Source organism: Paenibacillus konkukensis (genome assembly GCF_023523925.1).
In the GTDB taxonomy this organism is placed as follows: Bacteria; Bacillota; Bacilli; order Paenibacillales; family NBRC-103111; genus Paenibacillus_S; species Paenibacillus_S doosanensis.
In genome coordinates this window covers 6,391,787-6,415,261 of record NZ_CP027059.1, presented here as the reverse complement: position 1 = coordinate 6,415,261, position 23,475 = coordinate 6,391,787, and the positions used below count along the sequence as shown (strand labels likewise).

At 54.5% G+C, this 23,475-nt stretch carries 19 protein-coding genes and 4 pseudogenes; 1 reads left to right on the top strand and 22 read right to left on the bottom strand.

Going from position 1 to position 23,475, the window contains the following annotated elements:
* Positions 1 to 3: 3 nt before the first annotated feature.
* The 9 genes from SK3146_RS27895 to SK3146_RS27855 form a co-directional block, all read right to left on the bottom strand.
* Positions 4 to 1,323, bottom strand: a complete 1,320-nt coding sequence (locus SK3146_RS27895) for an ABC transporter substrate-binding protein (protein WP_249861834.1) — start codon at positions 1,321 to 1,323, stop codon at positions 4 to 6.
* A 228-nt stretch (positions 1,324 to 1,551) separates the two neighbouring features.
* Positions 1,552 to 2,376: an urease accessory protein UreD gene (locus SK3146_RS27890; RefSeq protein ID WP_249861833.1), complete on the bottom strand. Its 825-nt coding sequence runs from the start codon at positions 2,374 to 2,376 to the stop codon at positions 1,552 to 1,554.
* Position 2,377: 1 nt separating this feature from the next.
* Complete coding sequence (gene ureG / locus SK3146_RS27885) at positions 2,378 to 2,989, bottom strand: urease accessory protein UreG (RefSeq protein WP_249861832.1); 612 nt, start codon at positions 2,987 to 2,989, stop codon at positions 2,378 to 2,380.
* A gap of 28 nt (positions 2,990 to 3,017) precedes the next feature.
* Positions 3,018 to 3,707 carry an urease accessory protein UreF gene (locus tag SK3146_RS27880; RefSeq protein WP_249861831.1) on the bottom strand — a complete coding sequence of 230 codons (690 nt, stop codon included), beginning with the start codon at positions 3,705 to 3,707 and terminating at the stop codon, positions 3,018 to 3,020.
* Positions 3,700 to 4,155, bottom strand: coding sequence for an urease accessory protein UreE (gene ureE, locus SK3146_RS27875; protein ID WP_249866465.1), 456 nt, complete (start codon positions 4,153 to 4,155; stop codon positions 3,700 to 3,702). Before ureE ends, SK3146_RS27880 begins: the two co-directional genes overlap by 8 nt.
* An 11-nt stretch (positions 4,156 to 4,166) precedes the next feature.
* Positions 4,167 to 5,879 (bottom strand): urease subunit alpha, encoded by a 1,713-nt coding sequence (gene ureC / locus SK3146_RS27870; protein ID WP_283942788.1) that lies wholly within the window; start codon positions 5,877 to 5,879, stop codon positions 4,167 to 4,169.
* Positions 5,876 to 6,199 (bottom strand): urease subunit beta, encoded by a 324-nt coding sequence (locus tag SK3146_RS27865; protein ID WP_249861830.1) that lies wholly within the window; start codon positions 6,197 to 6,199, stop codon positions 5,876 to 5,878. Before SK3146_RS27865 ends, ureC begins: the two co-directional genes overlap by 4 nt.
* 18 nt (positions 6,200 to 6,217) lie before the next feature.
* Positions 6,218 to 6,520, bottom strand: a complete 303-nt coding sequence (locus SK3146_RS27860; RefSeq protein ID WP_249861829.1) for an urease subunit gamma — start codon at positions 6,518 to 6,520, stop codon at positions 6,218 to 6,220.
* A gap of 71 nt (positions 6,521 to 6,591) precedes the next feature.
* Entirely contained in the window at positions 6,592 to 6,807 is a 216-nt protein-coding gene (locus tag SK3146_RS27855; RefSeq protein WP_249861828.1) for a DUF5342 family protein, read from the bottom strand.
* A 36-nt stretch (positions 6,808 to 6,843) separates the two neighbouring features.
* On the opposite strand from SK3146_RS27855, the pseudogene SK3146_RS35355 reads away from it, so the two are divergent.
* Positions 6,844 to 7,934: pseudogene (locus SK3146_RS35355) on the top strand (urea transporter).
* 148 nt (positions 7,935 to 8,082) lie between these two features.
* Here the strand turns inward: SK3146_RS35355 and SK3146_RS27845 are convergent.
* From SK3146_RS27845 to SK3146_RS35170, 13 genes and pseudogenes are all read right to left on the bottom strand, one after another.
* On the bottom strand, positions 8,083 to 8,958 hold the full coding sequence (locus tag SK3146_RS27845; RefSeq protein ID WP_249861826.1) for a carbohydrate ABC transporter permease: 876 nt from the start codon (positions 8,956 to 8,958) through the stop codon (positions 8,083 to 8,085).
* 28 nt (positions 8,959 to 8,986) lie between these two features.
* Positions 8,987 to 9,862: a carbohydrate ABC transporter permease gene (locus tag SK3146_RS27840; protein ID WP_249861825.1), complete on the bottom strand. Its 876-nt coding sequence runs from the start codon at positions 9,860 to 9,862 to the stop codon at positions 8,987 to 8,989.
* 59 nt (positions 9,863 to 9,921) lie between these two features.
* Positions 9,922 to 11,223 (bottom strand): ABC transporter substrate-binding protein, encoded by a 1,302-nt coding sequence (locus SK3146_RS27835; protein ID WP_249861824.1) that lies wholly within the window; start codon positions 11,221 to 11,223, stop codon positions 9,922 to 9,924.
* A gap of 31 nt (positions 11,224 to 11,254) precedes the next feature.
* Positions 11,255 to 11,485 carry a DUF5605 domain-containing protein gene (locus SK3146_RS35190; protein ID WP_349655168.1) on the bottom strand — a complete coding sequence of 77 codons (231 nt, stop codon included), beginning with the start codon at positions 11,483 to 11,485 and terminating at the stop codon, positions 11,255 to 11,257.
* On the bottom strand, positions 11,374 to 12,732 hold the full coding sequence (locus SK3146_RS27830; RefSeq protein WP_349655167.1) for a DUF5060 domain-containing protein: 1,359 nt from the start codon (positions 12,730 to 12,732) through the stop codon (positions 11,374 to 11,376). Before SK3146_RS27830 ends, SK3146_RS35190 begins: the two co-directional genes overlap by 112 nt.
* 309 nt (positions 12,733 to 13,041) lie before the next feature.
* Positions 13,042 to 14,220 (bottom strand): response regulator, encoded by a 1,179-nt coding sequence (locus tag SK3146_RS27825; protein ID WP_249861823.1) that lies wholly within the window; start codon positions 14,218 to 14,220, stop codon positions 13,042 to 13,044.
* A gap of 15 nt (positions 14,221 to 14,235) precedes the next feature.
* On the bottom strand, positions 14,236 to 16,029 hold the full coding sequence (locus SK3146_RS27820) for a cache domain-containing sensor histidine kinase (RefSeq protein WP_249861822.1): 1,794 nt from the start codon (positions 16,027 to 16,029) through the stop codon (positions 14,236 to 14,238).
* Between the two features lie 384 nt (positions 16,030 to 16,413).
* The gene (locus SK3146_RS27815) at positions 16,414 to 16,776 is read right to left on the bottom strand and encodes a phage holin family protein (RefSeq protein ID WP_249861821.1); all 363 of its coding nucleotides are present in this window, start codon (positions 16,774 to 16,776) and stop codon (positions 16,414 to 16,416) included.
* Between the two features lie 10 nt (positions 16,777 to 16,786).
* Positions 16,787 to 17,038 (bottom strand): hypothetical protein, encoded by a 252-nt coding sequence (locus tag SK3146_RS27810; RefSeq protein ID WP_249861820.1) that lies wholly within the window; start codon positions 17,036 to 17,038, stop codon positions 16,787 to 16,789.
* Between the two features lie 189 nt (positions 17,039 to 17,227).
* Positions 17,228 to 17,704, bottom strand: a complete 477-nt coding sequence (locus SK3146_RS35185; protein ID WP_434006915.1) for an S-layer homology domain-containing protein — start codon at positions 17,702 to 17,704, stop codon at positions 17,228 to 17,230.
* Between the two features lie 6 nt (positions 17,705 to 17,710).
* Positions 17,711 to 19,621: pseudogene (locus SK3146_RS35350) on the bottom strand (fibronectin type III domain-containing protein); the annotation flags it as partial.
* 99 nt (positions 19,622 to 19,720) lie between these two features.
* Positions 19,721 to 20,962, bottom strand: a pseudogene (locus tag SK3146_RS35175) (pectate lyase family protein); the annotation flags it as partial.
* A gap of 69 nt (positions 20,963 to 21,031) precedes the next feature.
* Positions 21,032 to 22,471, bottom strand: a pseudogene (locus tag SK3146_RS35170) (pectinesterase family protein); the annotation flags it as partial.
* Positions 22,472 to 23,475 lie beyond the last annotated feature (1,004 nt).

Below are 23,475 nucleotides of genomic sequence, written 5' to 3'. Positions count from 1 at the left end.
ACCTCATTTTTGGTTGTCTCTGTCCATGATGAGCTGAAATTCGATGTTGGCCTTATCCGCCGATTCTTGAACATCTTCTCCCAGCAGCCCTTTGATCACAATATCGCCGACCACATCGCGGGCATCGCCGACGCTAATCACCTGCGGCCGGTCGTGGCCTACGCCCGATCGAATCGATTCGTTAACGACGGCGATATATTCCTTCGGGAAGCCGCTTACTCCCTGGGGATCGTTCCAGACGGAGCTGCGCGCGCCGGGATTTCCCTTTTGCTGCGACCGCATGACCAGATCCTTGCTCGTCGCCCAGCGCAAGAAGGTCCAAGCGGCTTCCTTCTTGGCGGAAGCGGCGTTGATGGCCATGCCCCAGGCCGTGATGTTGAAGGGCTTCGCTCCCGCTTGTCCGGCGGGAAACAAGGCGTAGCCCACCTTATCGGCAACCGCCGATTTGTCCGGGTCGGCGGCCGAGCTGTAGATGGCGCTGGCATCGGTATAGAACGCGGCTTTGCCTTGAGCGAATATGCCCATGGCCTGCGGCCACCCCATATTCATGACGCCGGGAGGCCCGTAACGCTTGAGCAGATTGACGTACCGGGTCATGCCCTTGACCGTGTCCGGGGAATTCAGCGACGCCCGCCCGCCTGTCTGAAAGTCCCCGCCTTCGGAGAAAATAAACGAAGACAGCTGCGTCACCAGCGCGTTCTTCTGCCCTCTCGCCACAAAACCGTATACGCCGTTCTGCGGATCATGCAGCTTCGCCGCCGCCTCCTCCAGCTCGTCTAACGTTCGGGGTACGGGAATCCCGGCTTTTTGCAGCAAATCTTTGCGGTAGTATAAAATTTGCTGTTCCGTGGACAGCGGGATAGATAAAAGCTGCCCGTTATCCGTCGTGGAATCGATGGCGGACGGGGAGAAATCGCCGAACTCGTAATCGGCATCCCTGCGGACGTAATCGTCCAAAGGCAGCAGCCAGCCGTTTTTGTGAAACAGCTTTAACTCCTCCAAGGGCCTAAGCATGAAAACATCCGGGCTTGAACTGTCGGCATCCAGCTGAACGGTCAATTTCGTGCTTAACTGCTCATTGGAGAAAATTTGCAGGTCGACCCTGAGACCCGTCTCGGACTCGAATTCGGGCAAAGAAGCTTTAATGACATCCGCCGCAGGCCCTCTGCCCATAAATACCGATAGCGTGCGGTCCGCGAAGCCTCCCTTGCCCGCTCCGTTTCGGGAAGCGCTGTCATTGGCGCCCGCGCAAGCGCAAAGCAGACCGAGCAAACTAACAGAGCAAACAAGCGCGGTCAACCGGCGGATTATAGTAAACTTCATACGTTGTCACATCCCGGTAAGCTGACTTCTGTGTAGTCCATTCAATTCTTGGTACTCTCATTTTACACACTCCTCGGCCGGAATGAAAATGGAATATTTTTAGCCTAAGGGTAATAATTTAACATCCGGCCGGATGCATCGAAGCGCGGTGAGACTTCAGTTCCATGCACGGGAAAAAGCCTCTGACGGCATCAGAGGACTTGCGTTTCACAACGTTATGAATTCTCCTTAATATTTCCGCAAAAATACAGCCTCTTTTCCAAGCCATTGTTGCCGCAGGATCGTCTGACATTCCGAAAAAATGCGTTCGATCTTCTGCGTAGACGTTCCGAATACCCGTAATATAAAACCGGGAACGGGAAGCTGGGAAAGACCGATCCTGCATCCCTCGGCCTTATCTGCGATTTTGAGGTATAGGCTGTCGATAAATTCGATATCGGCCTGTTCCATGACCGCAATCATGGAGCCCAAATGGCTGAAGCCTTCCATATATCCGATCTCTCGCAGATTTTGCAGGCCGGGTACGAGCCGTAGATGATCGAACACCGCTAATCGGTTGTTTATGTAAATCTCTGTTTTTAACTGCAGCAGCCGATAGCTAAAGGCCGCTCCATCCGGAGACCAGCCGGGGGTCAAAATATCTGCGCCGATATAGGTCGCCCCCGCCTCCATACGGATCACATTTTTTTGCTTGTACTCCGCATCCTTGTAAGCGATCAGAGGGTCCGGGAGGTACTCGAGAATACTCCCTGCTTTTAATACCATTTCCGTTTCCTGGATAACCGGTTCGCTCGGCGTTTTGTATACCTTCGTTGCGGCCTGCGTCGTTAGTAGCAAATCCGCTTGCTCTTCCAACACAATGTCCATCCTGTAGCGATCCCCGTCCAAGTAGCCTCCGCCGGGATTCATGATGTAATAACAAGCTTGTCCCGTATCGTCATGGTACGTTGGGCGAGTTACCTTCAGCGCGCCGTCATAATAGACATCCTTGGCTAGAGTCCGGCCTCGTTTTTGCTCCGTAACTAGCCGCAATGTTCCCGTCCAATGGTCCATATTAATCCAGGCCCGTTAGCAGCGCATTCTGGTTGATCCACTCGACAACCCGGTCAAGACCCGCGTTTTCTTTCAAATTCGTAAACACAAAGGGCTTATCGCCGCGGAACACCTTGGAATCGGATTCCATGATGTCCAGATTAGCTCCCACATGCGGCGCCAAATCGGTTTTATTGATGATAAATAAATCCGATTTGATCATTCCTTGGCCGCCCTTGCGCGGGATTTTTTCACCTTGGGCGACATCGATAATATAGATGGAGAAATCGACCAATTCGGGGCTAAAGGTAGCTGCCAGATTATCACCGCCGCTTTCTACGAAAATAAGCTCCACATCCGGATGCAATCGGGTCAAATCATTGATCGCCGCCGCATTCATCGAGATGTCTTCCCTGATCGCGGTATGCGGGCAGCCCCCGGTTTCGACGCCAATAATCCGTTCGGCGGGCAGCACGCCGTTCGCGATCAGAAATTTCGCGTCTTCCTTCGTATAAATATCATTCGTCACTACGGCCATGCTGATCTCATCGTTGAGATGACGGGTCAGCTTCTCGATCAGCAATGTTTTTCCGGCGCCGACAGGGCCGCCGACTCCAATTTTCACAGGTTCCACTACGCACACTTCCTTCACAACGTATCATTCAAGACATAAATATCCGGATATGCAGCCGCTCATGATGTAACTGTGACATTTCAATGCCCGGTGCGACAGCACCGAAATCATCCTCGGATAAATCCTCGATGCGTTTTACAGCTTCATACAACAAGGGCTGGATCTCATACAACAATTTTTGTCCCGCAGTCTGGCCTAAAGGAATGCCTCTTACGGCATTTTGAACAAGACTCGAGAGAGAGGAATACAAGTAATACAGCATGGCTGTCGAACGGCTGACCCTTAAATAGTGGGCTATTATGACAAAAGCAATGGCCGGGTGGCCAAAGGCTTCTTTTGCAGCGATTCGACGCTGGTAGGCAGAAAGGTTCGAGTCATCGTATAATGACTTTAAGGTTTCCACCATCCGCTCCCCCATCCGATAGGTGCCTTCTCTCGTTTCGCGGGGCAATATTTGAACGGTCAATCTTCGGTCCAGTTCCCAAACGGCGTCCAGCTCGCCGGCTTCAAGAGCTTCGTAGGCTAAACGGCATGCAAGCCCGTCCGCGTAGACAAGCTGTTCTTGTAAGTATGCTTTGAGCCACTGCGCAAGACTCTCTTTATTCGTGATCTTTTCTTCCTGGATGTAGGTTTCCAGACCGAAGGAATGACTGAATGCCCCGGTCGGAAAGTTCGTATCGCATAGCTGCAGCAATGCCAGCTCCTGCTGATTAGTCATGACTGTGTCCGATGTGACGGAAAGCATGCTTTACTTTTTTATCCTCGCGCCTGTAGGGAATTTGCATTTCCTCGAGCATTTGCTCCACAAGATAATCGTACTGGACAAGCATCTCGTTGTCTTCGAATTGAGCAGGAAGATGGCGATTGCCGAGCTGGTGGGCAATCACTCCCATTTCCTTCATGTGACGCGGACTAATTACGAGCAAATCGTCGGCAATGACGTCGATTACGATCAAATTGTCATCATCGATGTAGAGAATATCTCCCGCCACGAGATCGCGTCCGTTTTTTAAGCGGATGCCGATTTCCCTGCCGTGATCCGTCGTCACTCTTTGAATTCGTTTGACCAGATGGGAGCTCTCGAGATATACCTTTTCCATATGCCGATTCCGCAGCTCTTCCGCTGCCATCTCGTTAATGTTGTTTAACACTTCTTCAATAAGCATTGCCATTCACCTCAAAATAAAAAGTATCGCTGGGCCATTGGCAATAAGTCAGATGGCTCGCACGTAATCAACTCGCCGTTTACTCTTACTTCGTAAGTTTGCGGGTCTACCGTGATCTCGGGCGTTTCCCCATTTAATTTCATATCTTTCTTGGATAAATGGCGAATACCGTGAACCGGCAATACCTTCTTTTCCAGTCTCAGCTTATCCGGGATACACGCGTCGACCGCTGCTTGAGATACGAAAGTGATCGAGCTCTTCGACAATGCTTTACCGTATGATGCATACATCGGCCGATAAATAATAGGCTGTGGCGTCGGAATCGAAGCATTGGCATCTCCCATCAAGCTATTTACGATGAAGCCATTTTTGAGGATCAACTCGGGTTTCACGCCAAAAAATGCCGGATTCCAAAGAACAAGGTCCGCGATTTTCCCTACCTCAACCGAACCGATATAATCGGCGACTCCATGAGTTATTGCGGGATTGATCGTATATTTGGCGATATAACGTCTAGCCCGGTTATTGTCGCCGATGCCTTGATCCCCCGGCAATTTCCCCCGCTGCTTCTTCATTTTATCCGCCACTTGCCATGTACGCAGCACAACTTCACCCACTCGGCCCATAGCCTGGGCATCCGAGCTGGTCATGCTGAATACGCCCATGTCCTGTAAAATATCTTCCGCTGCAATCGTTTCTTTGCGAATACGAGAATCTGCAAAAGCGATATCTTCCGGAACCGCCGGATTAAGGTGATGGCATACCATTAACATATCCAGATGCTCTTCCAGCGTGTTAATCGTGTAGGGCAGAGTTGGATTGGTGGACGAAGGAAGCACATGGGCGTAGCTGGCCATCTTAATCATGTCCGGCGCGTGCCCGCCGCCTGCCCCTTCGGTATGATATGTATGAATCACCCGATCTTTAATCGCTTTGGCCGTATTTTCCAAAAAGCCGCATTCATTGAGCGTATCGGAGTGGAGCGCAACTTGAACATCGTATTGATCCGCTACCCGCAGCGAGTAATCGATAGCCGATGTAGTAGCTCCCCAATCTTCATGCACTTTGAGCCCGATGGCACCGGCCCGTATTTGCTCCGCCAACGGCTCTATCGCCGCCGCATGTCCTTTACCCGTAAAACCGACGTTGATGGGCAGCCCTTCTGCGGCCTCCAGCATACGGTGAATATTCCATTCCCCCGGTGTGCAGGTAGTCGCTCTCGAACCAGCCGTAGGCCCAGTTCCTCCGCCGATTAAAGTAGTTATTCCGGAGGTCAGCGCCGTTTCGACCTGAGCGGGATTAATAAAATGAACGTGAGTATCGATTCCTCCGGCGGTAACGATCATTCCTTCTCCGGCAATGATCTCCGTAGCGGCTCCAACAACGATATCCACACCCTGCATCGTCAACGGGTTGCCGCTCTTGCCTATTCCCGAGATTTTCCCGTCCCGGATCCCGATATCCGCTTTATAGATACCGGTGTAATCGAGTATAACCACGTTGGTGATCACAACATCGGGAATGTCGCCGCCACGGGTGACCAGCGGATGCTGTCCCATTCCGTCGCGAGCTACTTTGCCGCCGCCGAATACCAATTCATCGCCGTAGGTAGTGAGGTCTTTTTCAATTTCAATATACAAATCCGTATCCGCCAAGCGAATGGCATCGCCCGTGGTAGGCCCGTACATTTGGGCGTACTGCTTGCGCGACATGCGAAAACTCACTGAGCACACCCTCTTTCTACCGAACCGTCGGTAAGATTATTCAGTCCATAGACTTGGCGTTCTCCGGCAAAGCAAACCAACTCTACTTCTTTCTCGTCCCCGGGTTCGAAACGGACGGCTGCTCCGGCAGGAATGTTCAGCCTTTGTCCGAACGCATCTTGACGTTGAAAGGAAAGCGACTCGTTCACTTCAAAAAAATGAAAATGGGAGCCCACTTGAACAGGTCGGTCGCCGGTGTTAAGTACCGTGATTTTCTTCGTTGCTCGGCCTGCATTGCACACAATCGCTTCGTCTTTAAGTATTAACTCTCCAGGCTGCATAGTCGACTTCCTTCCGTACTATCGAATGGGATTATGAACGGTTACCAGCTTCGTTCCGTCCGGGAATGTGGCTTCCACTTGAATATCATCTATAATCTCCGCTATACCTTCCATCACATCGTCCCGAGTCAAAATTTTCGTACCGTATTGCATGAGCTCTGCAACGGTTTTTCCATCGCGCGCTCCTTCAAGAATCTCATAGGTAATAAGCGAAACCGATTCGGGATAATTCAGCTTCACTCCTCTTTCTTTCCTTCTTTTGGCGAGGTCCGCAGCGACGACAATCATCAGCTTTTCTTGCTCGCGTGGTTGCAAATACATCTTCGATCCCCCCTTCCAATAGGATTATATTTTCCATAAATAGGAACGAATAAACATGCTCGCATCGGGTTCTAAGATAAGTGATCCTGCATCTTTTGATGAACCTGGGCCTCCATCTCCTCAAGAAGCTCGTCGTGCAGCGTGTTTTGCGGGAGCGGATGAAACCAGGAAATTTCCCCTTGATGATAGACGCCGTTATAATCGTTGCCTTCATGGTTCAGAGAAAACTGGTATCGCTCGTGAATTTGATCTTCAAACAACGGCTTCACTTCAAACTCTTCAAACATAATAATCCCTCCTATTGTAGTTATCCCTTTTGAGCTTTGACTAACTTTACCCATTTCCGTATTATTTATCCACAATTTCTTTTAGAAGTATTCCTCATCACTTGCAGGTATAAAACCAAAACACCAACGCAAATAATACAAAAAATAGGAAAAAGCTTGAAAAGGGGTGTTACCATACTTAATCAAGGGAAGTCAGCTGCGGGAATAAAGAACGATTGGTTATCGTTGATTACGTCCTCTTTCAAAGGCATTTCCCAAGTCATCCTTATCGAAAACGCTATTACCGGATTCATCATATGGGCGGCCATCACGATCTCGTCTTTGGGACTAGGCCTCATTACACTGGCATCGTCCCTCATAGGAACTTGGATCGCCAAGGCAAGCGGCGCTGATGAAACGAAGGTGAAGCAAGGAATATTCGGCTTCAACTCGGTGCTCGCCGGGATTGCGTTAATGCTTAATTTGAGTGGCGGGCCCCGCTGGATTATCGCCCTGGTTGGCTCAGCCGTCGCCTCCGTCTGTACGGCCGCTGCGATGGATGTGCTGAGAAATTCCAGACTACCGGTATTGACCTTTCCCTATATCATCCTTACCTGGTTCGTTCTGCTTTCTCCTTACAAGCTGGAAAATGTGACGTTGAATCCATCCCTCGTCCCGCAAAATCTGGCGACCTGGAAGTTTAGCGAGACAGATATTGTCGATTGGAAGGATGGCTTGCTTCGCGGAATCGGACAAGTATATTTTCAAGACCATTTTTGGAGCGGAGTTCTTATATTAATTGCCGTATTTTGGGCGAGTTGGAGAATGGGCCTTTACGCTATCTTGGGGAACATGGTGGCCTGGGTTACCGCTCGGGGTTAGGTGCGGAAGTGGAGCTGCTCAATATGGGACTGTTTGGGTACAATGCCGTATTGACCATTGTTGGGGTTATCACTTATTGCGGCAAAGACACCCGCTGGGCTGTATTGACCGGAGTCTTGGGAGCCGTCCTCTCGGTTCCGATAACGGCCAGTGTAGATACTTGGTTATTGCCTTACGGCCTCCCTGCTTTAACAATGCCGTTCGTGTTGAGCACTTGGCTCATGCTTAGCGCCAGAAACATTTTCGTTAATTGGAAAAACGGGTAAAGCTGCGGAAACGACAAGCAATTGGTCCTTCGGACGTTTAACAGGCATTAGAAGAAGAAAAGGATGTAGATTGGGGACTGATCGTTCACAGCGATCAGTCCCCAGTCACGTCTTGCGATTGCGGCCCAAATCAGAAAGAGCGGGCATCTTATCCTTTTACCGAGCCGGACATGCCGTTAACGAAATGCTTCTGAAAGATCAGGTACACGGCCAGCACCGGAATGATGGACATAAGCACGGCTGCGTTCATTAAGGTATAGTCCGTGGAATGCTCGCCTTTGAACGAAAGCAAGCCCGTCGTGATCGTCTTCATCGTATCCTTCGTGATAAAAATTTGCGCGAGCAGAAACTCGTTCCACGTCGCCATAAAATCGAAAATGACGAGCGTCGCGACCGCCGGCATCGACAGAGGCACAATAATCCGGATAAACTTGCCCATCGTTCCGCAGCCGTCGATCAGCGCCGCCTCGTCCAATTCCTTCGGAATGGTCCGGAAAAATCCGCGCATAATCAGGATGCCGAACGGAATGCCGAACCCGATATAGACCAGGATAATCCCGGGGTACGTGCTGACCAGATGCGTTTTGTTCAGAAAAATATTCAGCGGAACGAGCGTCGCCTGCATCGGCACCATCATTCCTACCAGAAACAGGGCGAACATCGGGTTGCTCCATTTGAAATCAAGCCGGGTTAAGGCAAAGGCGGCCAGCGACTCCACCAGGATGCCCAAGGGAACTTTGATGACGGAAATGATCACCGTATTTTTCATATACATGCTCAGCTTGCCTTGATCCCACGCCTTCTGAAAATTGCTCCACTGCAGCTTCTGCGGCAAGGAATAGAACGGATGGCTCATCAAATCCGCGTTCGACTTCAGCGCCGTAAAGGCGATGAACACAACGGGAATGAGGAACAGCACCGCGAGAACGGTCAAGATGGCATATCTCGCGATTCGGGCGCCCAAGAGGCGGGGAGAAGCGGCGGAGCGTCTGTGGACAAGGGATTGGGCCCGGAGTCCGGTCATGGTACAGCCCCCTCTCTAGTATGCTAGCTTACAAATGCGATTTCTTGGTCGTGTAATATACGTACGGAATAATGACGATCATCGCGATAAAGACCAGAAACCAGGATATGGCCGAGCCGATGCCGATATTGGCGAACTTGAAGGTCTGGTAATACATGTACGAGGACAGCACCTGCGTGCTTTCGGCCGGGCCCCCTCCGGTCATCGCATAGATGATATCGTATACCTTCATGGAGGCGATCATGGTCGTCGCAATGACGATCACGAACGTTTCCTGCAGCAGCGGGATCGTAATGTACCAGAACGACTGGATCGGCTTTGCTCCGTCAATGACCGCCGCCTCGTACGGGTCTTTGGGAATCGTCGACAGTCCGGCGAGGAACAGCACCATCGGCTGCCCGACGCCCTGCCACAGCGCCGCCGCAAAGACCGCGTACAACGCCAGCTTAGGTTCGGCCAGCCAGGCGTGCGTCCAATGCTCCAATCCCGCCGTCTCCAGCACTTTGTTGATAAATCCTTGCGTCGGGTTGTACATCCAGGACCATACGGTAGCGACGACAACGCCCGACAGCACGTAAGGAAAATAAAACACGCCGCGAAAAAACGTCCGCCCTCTCCACTTTTTGTTCAGCAGCAGCGCCAGGCTAAGACCAAGTCCGAGCGTGAGCACCAGCGAGCCGACCATCCATTGCAGGTTGTTGCGGATCGCCCGCGGAAAGACCGAGTCGTTCAGGAGCAAATCCGCATAATTTTGCAAGCCGACGAACTCTTTATGCGGGGCCACCCCGTTCCAGCTGAACAAGCTGAGATAGAGCGTGTATAAGGAAGGTACGAAAATAACCGTCAAATAAATCAACAGCGCAGGCGTCAAAAAAAGCCACGGCTTCACCGCCCCGATTCTCAAGCCGAATCCTCCTCCTTGCGGCCGGGATGCGAGCGGCCGATAACCGGCCGCCCGTTCCGTCAGTTCTGTTTATTTTTGCTCTTGTAGTCGTTAACCGCCTTATCCATCTCTACGGCGGCCTGCTGCGGAGTCCATTCGCCGAGCGCCACTTTATCCTGCGCCTCGAACAGCTTCTGCACCACCTGCTGCGGCAGAGCCTGGTCCGTAATCAGGAACGACCCTTCGCTTGCGCTGTCGAGCAGCTGCTTAAGATGCGGCGTTTTGTCCGATAGCTTGACGCCCAGCGTGGCCGGCGAGCCGTAGCCTTCTATGTATTTGTTCACTACGCTCACGCTCGTCAAATATTCGCCCAGCTTGACTGCGGCATCCTGCTTCGCCTTGTCCGATTTGCCGTTGATTTGCAGCATTTCGGCGAACACGGAAGGTCTTGCCGGCTTATGGTCGTTCGGAAAAGCGAATTCATCGTAATTGTTCGCGTCAAAGCCGTTGCTGTTGATATTTCTGTCGAACCAGGTGCCTTCGTTAATCAGACCGGCCTTTTGCTGGTAAAAGAGCGCCTCGGCTTCGGTCGGGTCCAGGGATACGTAGCCTTTCGGAAAATAGCCTTTATCCGTATATTCCTTCAGCTTCTCGAAGGTCTTGACGACCGCCGGGTCGTTCCAGGACGCCGTCAGCCCGCTCAGCTTATCGTGCAGCTCCGGTCCCGCGAAATGCTCCAGCAGCTGCTCCGTCAAGCGCATCGTATGCCACCCGCCTTTGCTGCCGAACGATAGCGGCGTCACCCCGCTGTCCTTCAGCGTCTGCAATTGCGATTCGAATTCGGCGAAGGTGGCCGGCGGCTTCAGCTTCGCTTTCTCGTAGACGCTCTTCGGATACCATATGCCGAGCACGTTCAAGTGAACGGGGATGCCGGACACCTTCCCGCCGTAGGTGGACTTATCGATGGCGGCTTTATTATAGATTTCCGACCATTTGTGATCGCTTGCGATTTGCGTCAAATCCATCGTCAATCCGTTCTCCGGATAGAACGAGCCGAGCGAGCCTCCCCAAGTAAACCACATATCCGGCAGCGTCTTGGAGTTGGCCGCGACCTTCAAGGCTTCCTTGATCGGATCGACGGAATATTTGCTGATTTGCACGTCGATATTCGGATTGTCCTTCTTGAAGTCTTCGGCTGCCTGATCGATCCATTCCCAGCCGGTGTCCAGCGTCCACAGCGAGACGGTGACCTTCTGGCCGGCGTCCTTCGCGTCCTGGCTTCCCGAAGCCGTTTCCTTGCCCATGTCGCCGCCCGAGCTGCAGCCGACGGCCGCTGCGCCGAGCAGCGTAATCCCCATTAGCGCCGATACCATTCGTTTCATATTCGATTCCCCCTGTATAAGTCGATTCCCGTTACTGCGCCCGCTTGATCCGCAAAGCCTGATAAGGCTTGCCCGGCAGCGCGATCCGGCATGTCCCTTCATAATATCCGTCGAGCGGCGTCACCGTCATCTCCCAAGTATCGATCCTCTCTACGGTGAAGCGGATTCCTTGCGGAAGCTGCAGATCGCGGAAGGAGGGACGGCTCGCGCCAAAATAGACGATGCAATATTGCGGTCCGTCCCCCCGGCGGCGGCATCCCATTTGATCGGGAGGAACGGGGTACCGAGCTGCGGCCCCGCCTCCATGATGTCGCGCAGAAAGCGGATTCTGTCCGGGCTCTGGCCGTGAAGCTCTCCGCCGTGGGACCACCAGATGATCTGCTCCGGATGCATATACGTTTCCCCGTGCGTCACATAGCCTCCCCGGCACATGCCTTCCCAGAAGCATTCCGCCATTCTCTCCGCCGTAATATTGCCCCAGCCGTGATTCAAATTGCCCTCGTAACGGCATTCGTCCACAATGACCGGCTTGCCGTACTGCTCGCGCCATTCCGGCACAAGGTACAGATCGTGATGCTGTATGCTCGCATGCGTGACCCACGGCTTCCCGTGATCGTACCAATGACCGCTGCTGCGGTAATGGATCTCCGGGTTATGCCAGTTATGAATCGAGCGCAGGTGCTGATAGGGGTCATACTCCTGAATAAGGCGGAAAAAATCGTCCCAATCCCGCATCGATTTATCGTGCATCAGATCGTATTCGTTGGCCAAAGACCACCATATATTGCGAAACGAAGATAACCGCGCCAAGGCGTAACGCAAGTACCGATGATCCGTCTCCAGGCTCATTCGGGCGAAGCCCCACCGGTCGTAAGGATGGAATAAGATAAGATCGGCTTCGATCCCGAGCTGCTGCAAATTGCGAATGCGCCGCTCCAGATGTCTCCAGTATAGCGGGTTAAATCTGGAGAAATCCCAAGCGCCCGGGGTGCCCTCGAACGGATACAACTCCGGTTCATTGTCGTTATAATCGTAATGCTTCGGAAACACGCACATGCGAAGCTTGTTAAACGGGGCGCGGCTTAAGCTGTCCAGCGTCCGCTCCTCCAGCTCCCGTCCTTGATGATTCCACACGTAACAGGTCGTTCCCACCGGATAAAAAGGCGTGCCGTCCGCATAGGCGAAATGAAACGTCTTATCCACCCGGACAGGCCCGCGGTTTCCCGGAGATGACTCCACACACTGCAGCGTTCCGCGCCTTCCGCTTAGCTCCGCGGCATTGCTTACGGTTTCGAACGTCCAGGTTCCCGGCGTATCCGGCATAAACCGGATGACGTAATCGCCGTCACCGTCATAGAAGCCTTCCGCCTCTACTGTGCGGTGACCATAGGCGAAACGGGCCTTAAACTGAATGTCCGTATAAGGATTGCCCGTCTGCGGCCCTTGAAGACGGTATTCGAATATCTCCCATCGTTCGGTCTCCAGCCTTGCTTCTTCTTCATGCGCCATCGTCGATTCCTTCCCTTCCTCGTTATAGTTATTATTGTAAAGAGGCGCGGGATGCCGTGGTAGTAGCGGAAACTGCACTTTTGTTTTGAAATATGACGGATTGCCGCCGCAAAATAACGGGCGCGAAGCGAAAATAGACCGTTTTTGCTATTTCGTATCTTTTTTTGACTCTCTGTCCGCATGACGTTCCTAAAGTGCTCAAAATATATCCGCAAAGTCTATGTATACAAAAAAATCCCTCCGGCCCGCGCCGCAGCGCAAGCAACCGAAAGGGACTTTTTGACGTATGCCCGCGCATCCGATCGCCGTCTATTGATTGCGGTAATCGAGAGGAGCAAGGCCCATTCTATCCTTGAACAGCTTGCTGAAATAATGGGGGTTCGTATACCCGATCTCCGCGGCGATTTCATATACTTTCTTGGTCGTACCGCGGAGCAGCTTTTGCGCGAGTTCAAGCTTGTTGCGGATGACGTAGTCGCTGAAATTTTCGCCGATTTCCTTCAGAAACACCCGGCTCAAATAGCCCGGACTCACATGAATTTCCGCCGCAACCTTCGTTAAGGTGACATCCTCCAGCAAATGCTCGTCTACGTACTCCTTGGCTTTGCGAACGATAAAATTATCGCTCTGCTGGTTGACGGGAAATTGCAGCAAAGCCTCCATGTAAGCGTCCGGAAGCTCGTTAAGGCGGGAATAGGAAGAACTCGCCGAATAAATGACGGCTGCATTCAGCAGCTCCAGCACTTTGTGGCGCAAATGCTCCAGATACTTGCTTCGTTCCGCCGGATCGACCGCTCCCCGCCTTGCCTTTGCCGGAGCAATCCAGATCATCTCGCGGTGATTCCGGTGAAATACCGGCCCTCCCCAGTCCCTGGATACATACTCGTCGATCAAATATTGAACGGACAAAAAGCGCAGCGAATCCGGGTCCGTCCGGCTTGGTACCGCATCGTCCCGCATGCGAAACACCGTCAGCCAATAACCGGAGGCGAAGGCTTCCGTCTCGAATTCTGCGAGAAACGGATCGGCAGGGAACGTATACTTGTCCAGCAGCGACAATAAATATCCGCTTCGGTCCCCCTCCGCTGTCCGGCGCTTATCCCCCCGCGTCTCTTCGAGCAGAGCGACGACCTTGTCCAGCGTCCCCGCCACTTCCTCGTCGTCCATCGTCGGTTTATGCAAGTAATCGACCGCTCCCAGCCGAAGCGCCTCCTTGGCGTATGCGAAGTTGTCGTAGCTGCTTATGAAGACGATTTGAACTCCGGGATAAGCGCTCTTGATCCGTTTGGCCAGCTCCAGGCCGTCCATCCCCGGAATCCGGATATCCGTAATTACGATATGAATCTCTTCCGTCTCCACGATGCGCAGAGCCTCTTCCCCGCTCGATGCTTCCGCTTTCCAGCGAACCCCGCGGCTTTCCCAGTCGATCATGTAACGAAGCCCGATCCGTACGATCGTCTCATCCTCGACTACCAGCAAATTCCACAAAGCGGCAACCTCCCTTTAATTATTTCGCACCCGATAAGGCATTCTGAGCACAATCCGGGTCGTTCCTCCGCTACAGGACGCCGTTAGCCCATACCCGCTGCCGAAGCGCAGCTGAATCCGGTCCCGGACGTTGCGCAGGCCGATGCCCGCGCCTTCGGCGTCTTGATCGCTGCGGAGCAGATCGGGCAAGGCCGCGTCTTGAAAACCGGAGCCGTCATCCCGTATTTCCACAATTAACGACCGGTCTTGCTCCTCGCTCCGCGCCTCTACGGCGATGTTCAGCTTGCGCTCCAACCCCTTGGCGCCGTGGAATATCGCATTCTCCAGCAGCGGCTGAAGCAGCATCGGGGGCACGAGCGCATCATGCAGCCGCTGCGGCACATGCCATTCGATCTCAAATACATTCGTATACCGCAAATCCATCAAGACCGCATATTCTTTGAGCAGCGCAATCTCGTCCTCCAGCGTAACCAGCTCGCTATCCCATTTCATATTGGCATGCAGCAGCTTGTTCAGCGATTGAATCAGCTTGGCGATATGCGAAGATTGCTGCAGGATCGCGAGCATCCGGATTGAGTTCAACGTATTGTACAGAAAATGAGGATGAATGCGGGCCCGCAGCGCATACAGCTCGGCATCCCGCTTCTGTCGCTCCTTCTCTTCGATCGACTGCACCAGCTCGTCCAGACGCTGCACCATTCTGCCGTAGCTGCTTTCAAGCTGGCCGATTTCATCTCCCCGCATTTGCGAGGCCGGCACGAAAAATTTGCCCTTCTCCACTTCGCGCATGGAGCGAATTAACCGATGAATCGGCTTCGACAATCCTCTGGCGAGCAGCCAGGATACGGCGGCGGCGGCGAACCAGACGGCGACGACGGTAGCGAGCGTAAAGCTGCGGATGGATCGGCTTCCTTCCAGCATTTCATCGCGGTTCGCGCCCAAATACATTTTCCAGCCCAAATAATCGCTTTTCAAAGAAACGCCGTTGTACGTAATCGGTGCCGTGCCGCCGGAAAGAGCGGTATCGTCCGTTATTCGCGTATCCCAGACGCCTTTCTTCTGATCGCTGCCGATAATCAGAAGCCGTGCCGCCAGCTTGGCGTCCGAGGCGTAGATCACCTGCCGCTCGCTGTCCAGCACGGTGATTTGACCGTGGTGAAGCTGCAGCGATTGAAATATTTTTTGAATAAATTCGGGGGAAATAAAAATGGCGATGACCGCCAGCGGATGATTGTTGTCGTCCATTAACAGACGCGAGCCGATGACGGCATGGAAGGGCTCCCCGGTAAACTGCTTGATCTCCCGCACGCCGGTAATGACGAAGCCGCCGCGTTCGGCCATCGCTTTCTTGTACCAGCTTTCCTCTCTCACGCCGTCATCCAGATGAACCGCCGGATCGCCGCTGGTCCGGTAACCGTTCACCGATCCGTTCATCCCGTATACCATAAGCCCGCTGATCGAGGAATTGATGGAAGGATAAGCGCTGATCATCCGGACCATCGTCTTCTGGGCGTTGATTTCCGCCGATCCCCATTGCTCCTTGGACACATAGGGCCGGTTCAGGAATTGAAATGCCTCGGGCATAAAGTAAGGAAGCATGGTGAAACGGTCGAAATCACTGATTTGGCGCTCGATGGAGGCGTTAAGCTGCATTAAGATCACATCCAGATCCTGCATCTTCTGGCTGACGAGCATCTCGGAAGATTTGCGGTAAGCCATCGTCCCGATCAATATCGCGGGAATGCCGCTCAGCAGAAAAAATACAGCCAGCAGCTTCGCCTGATGGGATACGTTTTTCCATCGGAACATGATTATCCGTCTCCTTCGTTGAAAAAATGTCTCTTGCCGGTTTCCTGCCGTGCCGTGAAGGGAGCGGAGTCGGGTTCATGCGAAAAGACCGCCGAGATCATGCTTGGGCAGTCTTGAAGATGCCGATAAGCCGTCGCTTGTGATAACGGTTGCAAAATGGTCCGGCAGAACGACTAAACAAAGGTAAACATGGCATTCCTTCCATTTAGTAGGTTTATCCCGCCGTCCTTTTGACAACATCCTAGCACCGGATATTTGCTGTGTCAACGTTGAATCGCTGCTTTTTTAGTAAAATACTACTGAACGAAAATAAACTATCACTGAAAATTATCCAATGTTTATTTACTTCGGCAATAGGTTCGCGGCTTGCGCGCAGCGAGCTATTCAATCCTTGCGGTCCGATTTGACCTTCACCGTAAATATGCTGAGAACGATCGTTAAAATCACATACGTCCAAAATCCGTGAACAGCAAAGCCGTCCAAATACTTATCGAGCAGCCACAGCTTGATCGGGGTCAGAATGACAGACGCCAGCATCAGCGCCGGTGTCGTCAAGCAGCCGATGCCGACCGTAATCAGCATGACCGACAGCACCATAGCGAGGCTGAACAAGAAGCTGATGACGAACATCAGCACGGAAGCGATGATCAGCGTGCGGCCGTCTTGGATGGACAAATATTGGTGAAAATACTCGTTGCCAATCCAGAATACGGCGACGGTCATCAATAAATTAAGCAGATTCTTCATAGCTTAAGCCTCACTCCTCCGAATAGTATGCGTCCCAATCGTAATCGCGGACGACCTCGAATTTGCCGGACTGCCGGCTTCTCTCGTAAGCGCACGGAACACCAGCCTCCAAAAATTCCAATACGCTGTCATCCTCCAGCTTGAAAATCAGCTTGACCCGGCCCCCGGCGGCAAGCCTGCCTAACAGCTGCCGGCTCGGGACGTAAAATGTGTAAGGAGCTTCCCTATGACATGCCTCTGCGTTTTCCAGCGACCAAGACATCCGCTGCGCCTCCTCTCTTGTTTCCGGTTTAGCTTGGCAAACACCGTTCTGTCCCCTATGTTACATCATTTTAGGTTCATAAGGCTACCGGCTGCACTCTGCTATACGGAAAAAGCCCCCCTCGCTGCGGCAGGCTGAATCGATTAGCCCGACTGCTTCGAGGGGAGCTCGTTATCCGATCAAAATAAGTTAGTCGATCAACCGCTCGTACTGCAGCATCCGCTTCAGCATGACGGCTGCTTCGGCGCGGCTCGCTTCGGCCGACGGCGCGAAGTCGTCCGCGGTCACGCCGTTAATGATGCCTGCGTTGACCGCTTGCGCAACGGCTTCCCGGGCCCAGCTGCCAATGGATTGGGCATCCGCGAAGCGGGACAGGCTCGCAAGGCTGCCGTCCGCCCGTTTCCCGGCCGCGTTCATCGCCCGGGCGATCATGACGGCCATCTGCTCGCGCGTGATGCTCGCCTCCGGCTGGAAGGAGCCGTTCTCGAAGCCGTCGACCAAGCCCGCTTGGCTTGCGGCACCGACGGCTCCGGCGAACCAGTCGCCCGGCTGCACATCGCTGAATTTGGCCGAGGCCGTCTCCGTCAAACCGAGAGCGCGTACCAGCAGCGCCGCGAATTCAGCGCGCGTGATGTCCCGCTGAGGCGCGAAGGAGCTGTCGGTCATACCGTTGATAACCAGCTTCGACGCGAGCAGCTCTACGTCGCTGCGGGACCAGTGGCCCGACAGGTCGTCGAACGACTTGGCATGCTCGACAACCGTGTAGATGCTGTTGCCGGGACGTTGGATCGTCGCTCTCGTCGCGCCGCCGCTGACGGCGAACGTCGCCGGAACGAAGCGGAATGCGCCCGATGCAGGATCATACCATACCGCCGTAGCGGTTTGCGGATTCACCTCATGGGCGAACTCCAACGTGCGGGATACATAGACGGTTCCAAAATCGTTCACGGTTATCTGCTTCCCGTTATGATCCTCCGCCGTTACCGTAAAGTCTACGGCCGGAGCGACGAGCTTGAGCCCCGCGCGCTTCGCTTGACCTTCCAGCGCAGCTAACGTCTCTCCTCCGACGGTTTCGATCGAAACGATCAGCTTCACCTCTTGGGAATCCGCCCCCAGCTTGCTGGCGAGTGCGGCGAGATCGACGGCGTTCAGCGGCAAATCATAAGCCGCTGTGCCGTATTGTACCGAGATAACGGCATTCGGTGCTTGGGCCGCAAGCTCCGCCAGCGCGGCGGGAGCAATCTCCAGCCGGCCGATTGGTTCGTTATTGCCCTTCAGCGCAATTGCGATCCGCTGATCGCCACTGCCGACCGCCGCTTTGAGCGCCTCCAGCGCCTCAGCCAAGGCTTCGTCGTTCAGCACGGCTTTGACCGCTTGCCGGCCGTCCGCCGTTGTTTCGCCGACCGTCGGCAAATGTTCCAGCTTCACGCCGCCTGTCTGCGGCTCGGCCGTTACATCCGGCGTCGTGACTGCCGAACCGCCGCCGCTGCCGCCGCTTGAACTGCTGCGATGTTTAATGAAGTACGGCGTTGCTTCGGCTTCCGCCGAATTTGCGCTTTCGCCGCCGTCATTGACGGCCGTCACAACGTAGTAATACGTCGTTCCGTTCGTCAAACCCGTATCCGTGTACGATGTGCCCGCAATGTTCTCGGCGATCGTGGCGTACGCGCCGCCTTGGGTCGTGCTGCGCTTCACCTTGTAGGATGCCGCTCCCGCGACTTCGCTCCACTTCAGGCTGACCTGACCGCTGCCTGCCGTCAGCGTCAAGCCTTCCGGCGCTTTCGGCCGCTCGCTTGGGGTGACCGGTTCGGTCGGCGTTGCTTCGGCTTCCGCCGAATTTGCGCTTTCGCCGCCGTCATTGACGGCCGTCACAACGTAGTAATACGTCGTTCCGTTCATCAACCCCGTATCCGTGTACGATGTGCCCGTAACGTTCTCGGCGATCGTGGCGTACGCGCCGCCTTGGGTCGTGCTGCGCTTCACCTTGTAGGATGCCGCTCCCGCGACTTCGCTCCACTTCAGGCTGATTTGGCCGCTGCCTGCCGTCAGCGTCAAGCCTTCCGGCGCTTTCAGTGGCTCGGCCGGGGTGACCGGTTCGGTCGGCGTTGCTTCGGCTTCCGCCGAATTTGCGCTTTCGCCGCCGTCATTGACGGCCGTCACAACGTAGTAATACGTCGTTCCGTTCGTCAACCCCGTATCCGTGTACGATGTGCCCGCAACATTCTCGGCGATCGTGGCGTACGCGCCGCCTTGGGTCGTGCTGCGCTTCACCTTGTAGGATGCCGCTCCCGCGACTTCGCTCCACTTCAGGCTGACTTGGCCGCTGCTTGCCGTCAGCGTCAAGCCTTCCGGCGCTTTCAGTGGCCCGGCCGGGGTGACCGGTTCGGTCGGCGTTGCTTCGGCTTCCGCCGAATTCGCGCTTTCGCCGCCGTCATTGACGGCCGTCACAACGTAGTAATACGTCGTTCCGTTCATCAACCCCGTATCCGTGTACGATGTGCCCGTAACGTTCTCGGCGATCGTGGCGTACGCGCCGCCTTGGGTCGTGCTGCGCTTCACGTTGTAGGATGCCGCTCCCGCGACTTCGCTCCACTTCAGGCTGACTTGACCGCTGCCTGCCGTCACCGTCAAGCCTTCCGGCGCTTTCGGCCGCTCGGCCGGGATGACCGGCAGCGTATTTTCCGCGCCGGCTTGCGTCGTGACGATGCTCGGAACGTCGGATGTTTCGTCCATCGCCGTAAACAACGTAGGCGTCCAGCCCGCCGGGCTTAAGCCTCCTTTGCTTTGCGCGATGTTCACAGCTTCCCCGTTAAGGACGGAGCCCGTATCCGTAAAGAGCGTGCCGCCCGGAGAAACCTGAATTAACGATGCGGCCGATGTCCCCGTATCCAGAGAGAAATAGTTGTTCTGAGCGACGATTTGCGACTCGAAGCCTACGCCTATCGCGTAAAGGAAAGGATAGCTCGGGTCATTCGCCGTTCCTTCGTAATAGTTGTTATACACGTGAACTTGACCGAAACGAACCCGCGGTGCGCGCTGCGTTATATTTTTGTAATAGTTGTGATGGAACGTAATCCGCTCCTTGCCGCGGTCATCCGTATAGCTGTCGCTTCCTCCGACGAGCGTCGTTTTGTCATGGTCATGGAAATAGTTATAGGACACCGTGATCAAATCCGAACCGTTCGTAATGTCCAGCGAACCGTCATGCTGCTGATATTGGCGGCCGAAATAGCTGACGCCGTAATCGTCGCGGTTCGCGCCGTCGCTGAACGTATTATGGTCGATCCATACATGCTTGGCGCCTTTCACCGTAATATTGTCGAATGCCGAGTTCCAATTGCCCGAAGCACCGTCGGTCGGGTCCCACTGCGGGAAGTAATCGAACGCATTCTGGAAGTCGATGTTGCGGACGATGACGTTATCGACATTCTGGATCATCAGATTGCCGCCCACAATTTTGGCGTTCGAGCCCGGCAAGCCGACGATCGTCGTATTGGAGCCGACATTGATCTTGATCGCGTCTCCCTGCTTTTTCTCCGAAGCCGCGCGCGCCGTCTCCAGCGGTCCTGATGGTACGGAATCGGTTCCCCACACGGCAGGATCGTAAGCGGCCAAATAAGCTTCCAGACTGTAAGCCGGATCTCTGTAGTCATCGATGCCGACCGGATTGTCGTTCTCGTCCACATTCATATCGATAGTGCCTTTGATATAAATGATTTTCGGCGTCGCATTCGAAGCGTTCTTGCTGTTATCGCCGCCGAGCGCCCGAATGAGCTCGCTTCGTTTGGCGACCGTATAAATATTCGCTGCGGACGCTTTGGAGCCGCCCGTCGTTCCGGTCGTAAAGGAGCCCCAGCCGTCGTTGACCCCGAGCACCCGCTTGCCGATGTCGGATGCGTCCGAGTTCGAAATGGTAACGGTCAGAGGAACCGTGACGGAATCGAATTGAAAGCTGAGCACCGCCGTGCCTTCTGGCAAGCCGGCAAGATACGTTTTGCTGATGGTCACTACACTGCCTGCAACCGAGTAATCCGCTGCGCCGAGGAGCGTTTGTCCGTTGGCTATTCCTTTCAGCGCATGCCCGTTATACTGCACGTTCACTTGAATATCCGCCTGCTTGGCCGCATTTTTATCGAAGGAAGCGGCGGCGGCGGAAACCGTCGGCGCGTACTGCAGCTTCGGCATGATGACCTGAACGGAAGGGTCCCACCCGTCGAAGAGCTGCGGAATCGTCAGGCTGGCTTCCGGCCCCGTCAGCTGCGTCGCCATAGTCCTTGCGGAAGGATTCGCTCCCGGTCCGTAGCTGTTGTACTCCGAAAAATAACTGACTTTGCAGCTGCCTGCGCATGAACTGCTCCATCCTTCGGCAAGGAATTTCTTGGAATCGATCAGCGTATTGATGAAGCTGACTCGCGCATAATCTTTCCAGCCGCGTCCCAAATCATAGGTTCCCTGCGCCGAAGCATCGTCGACGATTTGCGAATTCAGGAAGACGTAGCCTTTATCGGTTACATTTTTTTGCGCTCCGGCCGTAATATGGCCGCCGCCGCCGGAATTGCTGACAAGAACCAGCTTGACGTTGTCCATGACGACAGCCGGAGCTTCTCCGAAGATGAAGTCGACATCGCCCTGAATGACGCTGTTATGGAAATAATGACGCGCCTGATTGGACGGATTGAGCCCGTCGTACAGCGTATCCTGATACCCTTTCAGCTTGACCGATTCGAACGACGCCTTATCGCTGTATAGCGACAATGCGACCGCCTGAGCCACGGCCGAGCGCGGAGCCGCGCTGTTCTCTATCGTCAGATGGGCCGCCGTAAAGTTATCGGCCGTTACCTTCACCGTTTGACTCAAGAAGGTGTTGCCCGTATGGCCGGGCTGGCCGGCCGTCGCCGAAGTTCCGGCATAATCGCCGTAGACGATGGTCGTCTCGTCCATTCCGGCGCCGACAAGGCTTACATACGGCCGATCCACGAGAAGCTTCTCGGTGTACGTGCCGGGTTGAATGTAGATGACGATTCTTTCCGTATTGTTCGCCGGAACCGCATTGACGGCGTCTTGAATCGTGTTAAATAATGTGATGCCGAAGCCCTCGCCGCCTGCGGCGGCATTCTTGTCCACGGTCAGCACCTTGGCCGGAAGAACGGCGATTTCATCGGTGTCCGGACTCGCTCCGTTGGCGTTCACGGCAGATACGACGTAATAGTAGATCGTGCCGTTCGCCACGCTCGTATCCTGGTACGAGGCTTCGCCGGTCGAACCCAGCTCCGTATACGGACCGCCGCTGGCCGCCGCCCGCTTCACCTTATAAGACTCCGCTCCGCCGGCCGCATCCCATGTCAGGCTGACGCTGCCTTCCCCGGCAACGGCCTGCAAGCCTGCCGGCACTGCGGGCGCTCCGGCTTCGGCGGCATAAGGAACAGCCTTCATCTGATTGGAAATCCGGCTCTCCTGCATCAAGCCCGCTCCGGCGTCCCGGCTTGCCGTAACGACATAATAATAGGCATCGCCGTTCGCTGCGCCGGTATCGGTGAAGCTGACTCCGTCGACGTCCTTCACCGTTGTGTACGGCCCCCCGTTTGCCGCGCTTCTCTTGACGCTATACCGGGTCGCTCCCGGCACGGAAGTCCAGCTCAAATCCACCTTGTTGTCGCCCGCCGCCGCGCCGATGAGCACGGGCGCCTCCAGCGGCGCGGCCGGAGCTACCTTGAGCAGCTCGGAATCCGGGCCCGCGCCTCCCATATTCCAGGCGGTGACACGATAGTAATAGTCGGTGCCGTTCGTCAAATTTTTGTCCAAATAGGAGGTATCCTCCAGCTTCTCGGCTACCGTCACGAACGGACCGTCCGGATGCGTGCTGCGAAGCAGCGTATACGCAGAATCCACCTTGACGCCAGTATCATCCACTACGGATATCGGGCTCCAGTTCAGCGAGATTTGACTGTCCCGAATGTCCGTTTGTCCGAATACGGGAGCCTGCGCCGGAGCCGGGACGTTATTCGGATAACCGCGCGCTTCGTTGGATGCGTCGCTCTCCCCGCTCTCGCTCTGCGCCGTCACCACGTAATAATATTCCTTTTTATTTATAAGGCCCGTGTCCTTATAGGAAGCTTGCGCTACCTCGCTCGCAATGCGCGTATAAGGTCCGCCCGGGGCAGCGCTCCGGTAGACGTTGTAAGAGTCGGCTCCGCTGGCTTCATTCCAGCTCAAGACGACCGTTTCGTTCGCCCCGGCCGCCGTCAGCCGCTGCGGCGTTACCGTGCTCTGTCTGTATACCCGCACATCGTCGACATACATGCTGCCGGTTGAGGAACCCGCCGTTCTCGCCTGAATTTTGGCGATGTCGGTATTGGTCAGACTGAATGTATAATTGCCTTTATAAACCCCGTTAACATAGACGTCCGCCGAGTTTGCGCCCGTATCGGCAACAAATT

Excerpts from the sequence above, each read along its gene's own strand:
- SK3146_RS27895 (WP_249861834.1), bottom strand. The coding sequence starts at position 1,323 with ATGAAGTTTACTATAATCCGCCGGTTGACCGCGCTTGTTTGCTCTGTT.
- SK3146_RS27890 (WP_249861833.1), bottom strand. The coding sequence starts at position 2,376 with ATGGACCATTGGACGGGAACATTGCGGCTAGTTACGGAGCAAAAACGA.
- SK3146_RS27880 (WP_249861831.1), bottom strand. The coding sequence starts at position 3,707 with ATGACTAATCAGCAGGAGCTGGCATTGCTGCAGCTATGCGATACGAAC.
- ureE (WP_249866465.1), bottom strand. The coding sequence starts at position 4,155 with ATGCTTATTGAAGAAGTGTTAAACAACATTAACGAGATGGCAGCGGAA.
- SK3146_RS27865 (WP_249861830.1), bottom strand. The coding sequence starts at position 6,199 with ATGCAGCCTGGAGAGTTAATACTTAAAGACGAAGCGATTGTGTGCAAT.
- SK3146_RS27860 (WP_249861829.1), bottom strand. The coding sequence starts at position 6,520 with ATGTATTTGCAACCACGCGAGCAAGAAAAGCTGATGATTGTCGTCGCT.
- SK3146_RS27855 (WP_249861828.1), bottom strand. The coding sequence starts at position 6,807 with ATGTTTGAAGAGTTTGAAGTGAAGCCGTTGTTTGAAGATCAAATTCAC.
- SK3146_RS27845 (WP_249861826.1), bottom strand. The coding sequence starts at position 8,958 with ATGACCGGACTCCGGGCCCAATCCCTTGTCCACAGACGCTCCGCCGCT.
- SK3146_RS27835 (WP_249861824.1), bottom strand. The coding sequence starts at position 11,223 with ATGAAACGAATGGTATCGGCGCTAATGGGGATTACGCTGCTCGGCGCA.
- SK3146_RS35190 (WP_349655168.1), bottom strand. The coding sequence starts at position 11,485 with ATGGGATGCCGCCGCCGGGGGGACGGACCGCAATATTGCATCGTCTAT.
- SK3146_RS27830 (WP_349655167.1), bottom strand. The coding sequence starts at position 12,732 with ATGGCGCATGAAGAAGAAGCAAGGCTGGAGACCGAACGATGGGAGATA.
- SK3146_RS27820 (WP_249861822.1), bottom strand. The coding sequence starts at position 16,029 with ATGTTCCGATGGAAAAACGTATCCCATCAGGCGAAGCTGCTGGCTGTA.
- SK3146_RS27815 (WP_249861821.1), bottom strand. The coding sequence starts at position 16,776 with ATGAAGAATCTGCTTAATTTATTGATGACCGTCGCCGTATTCTGGATT.
- SK3146_RS27810 (WP_249861820.1), bottom strand. The coding sequence starts at position 17,038 with ATGTCTTGGTCGCTGGAAAACGCAGAGGCATGTCATAGGGAAGCTCCT.
- SK3146_RS35185 (WP_434006915.1), bottom strand. The coding sequence starts at position 17,704 with ATGACCGACAGCTCCTTCGCGCCTCAGCGGGACATCACGCGCGCTGAA.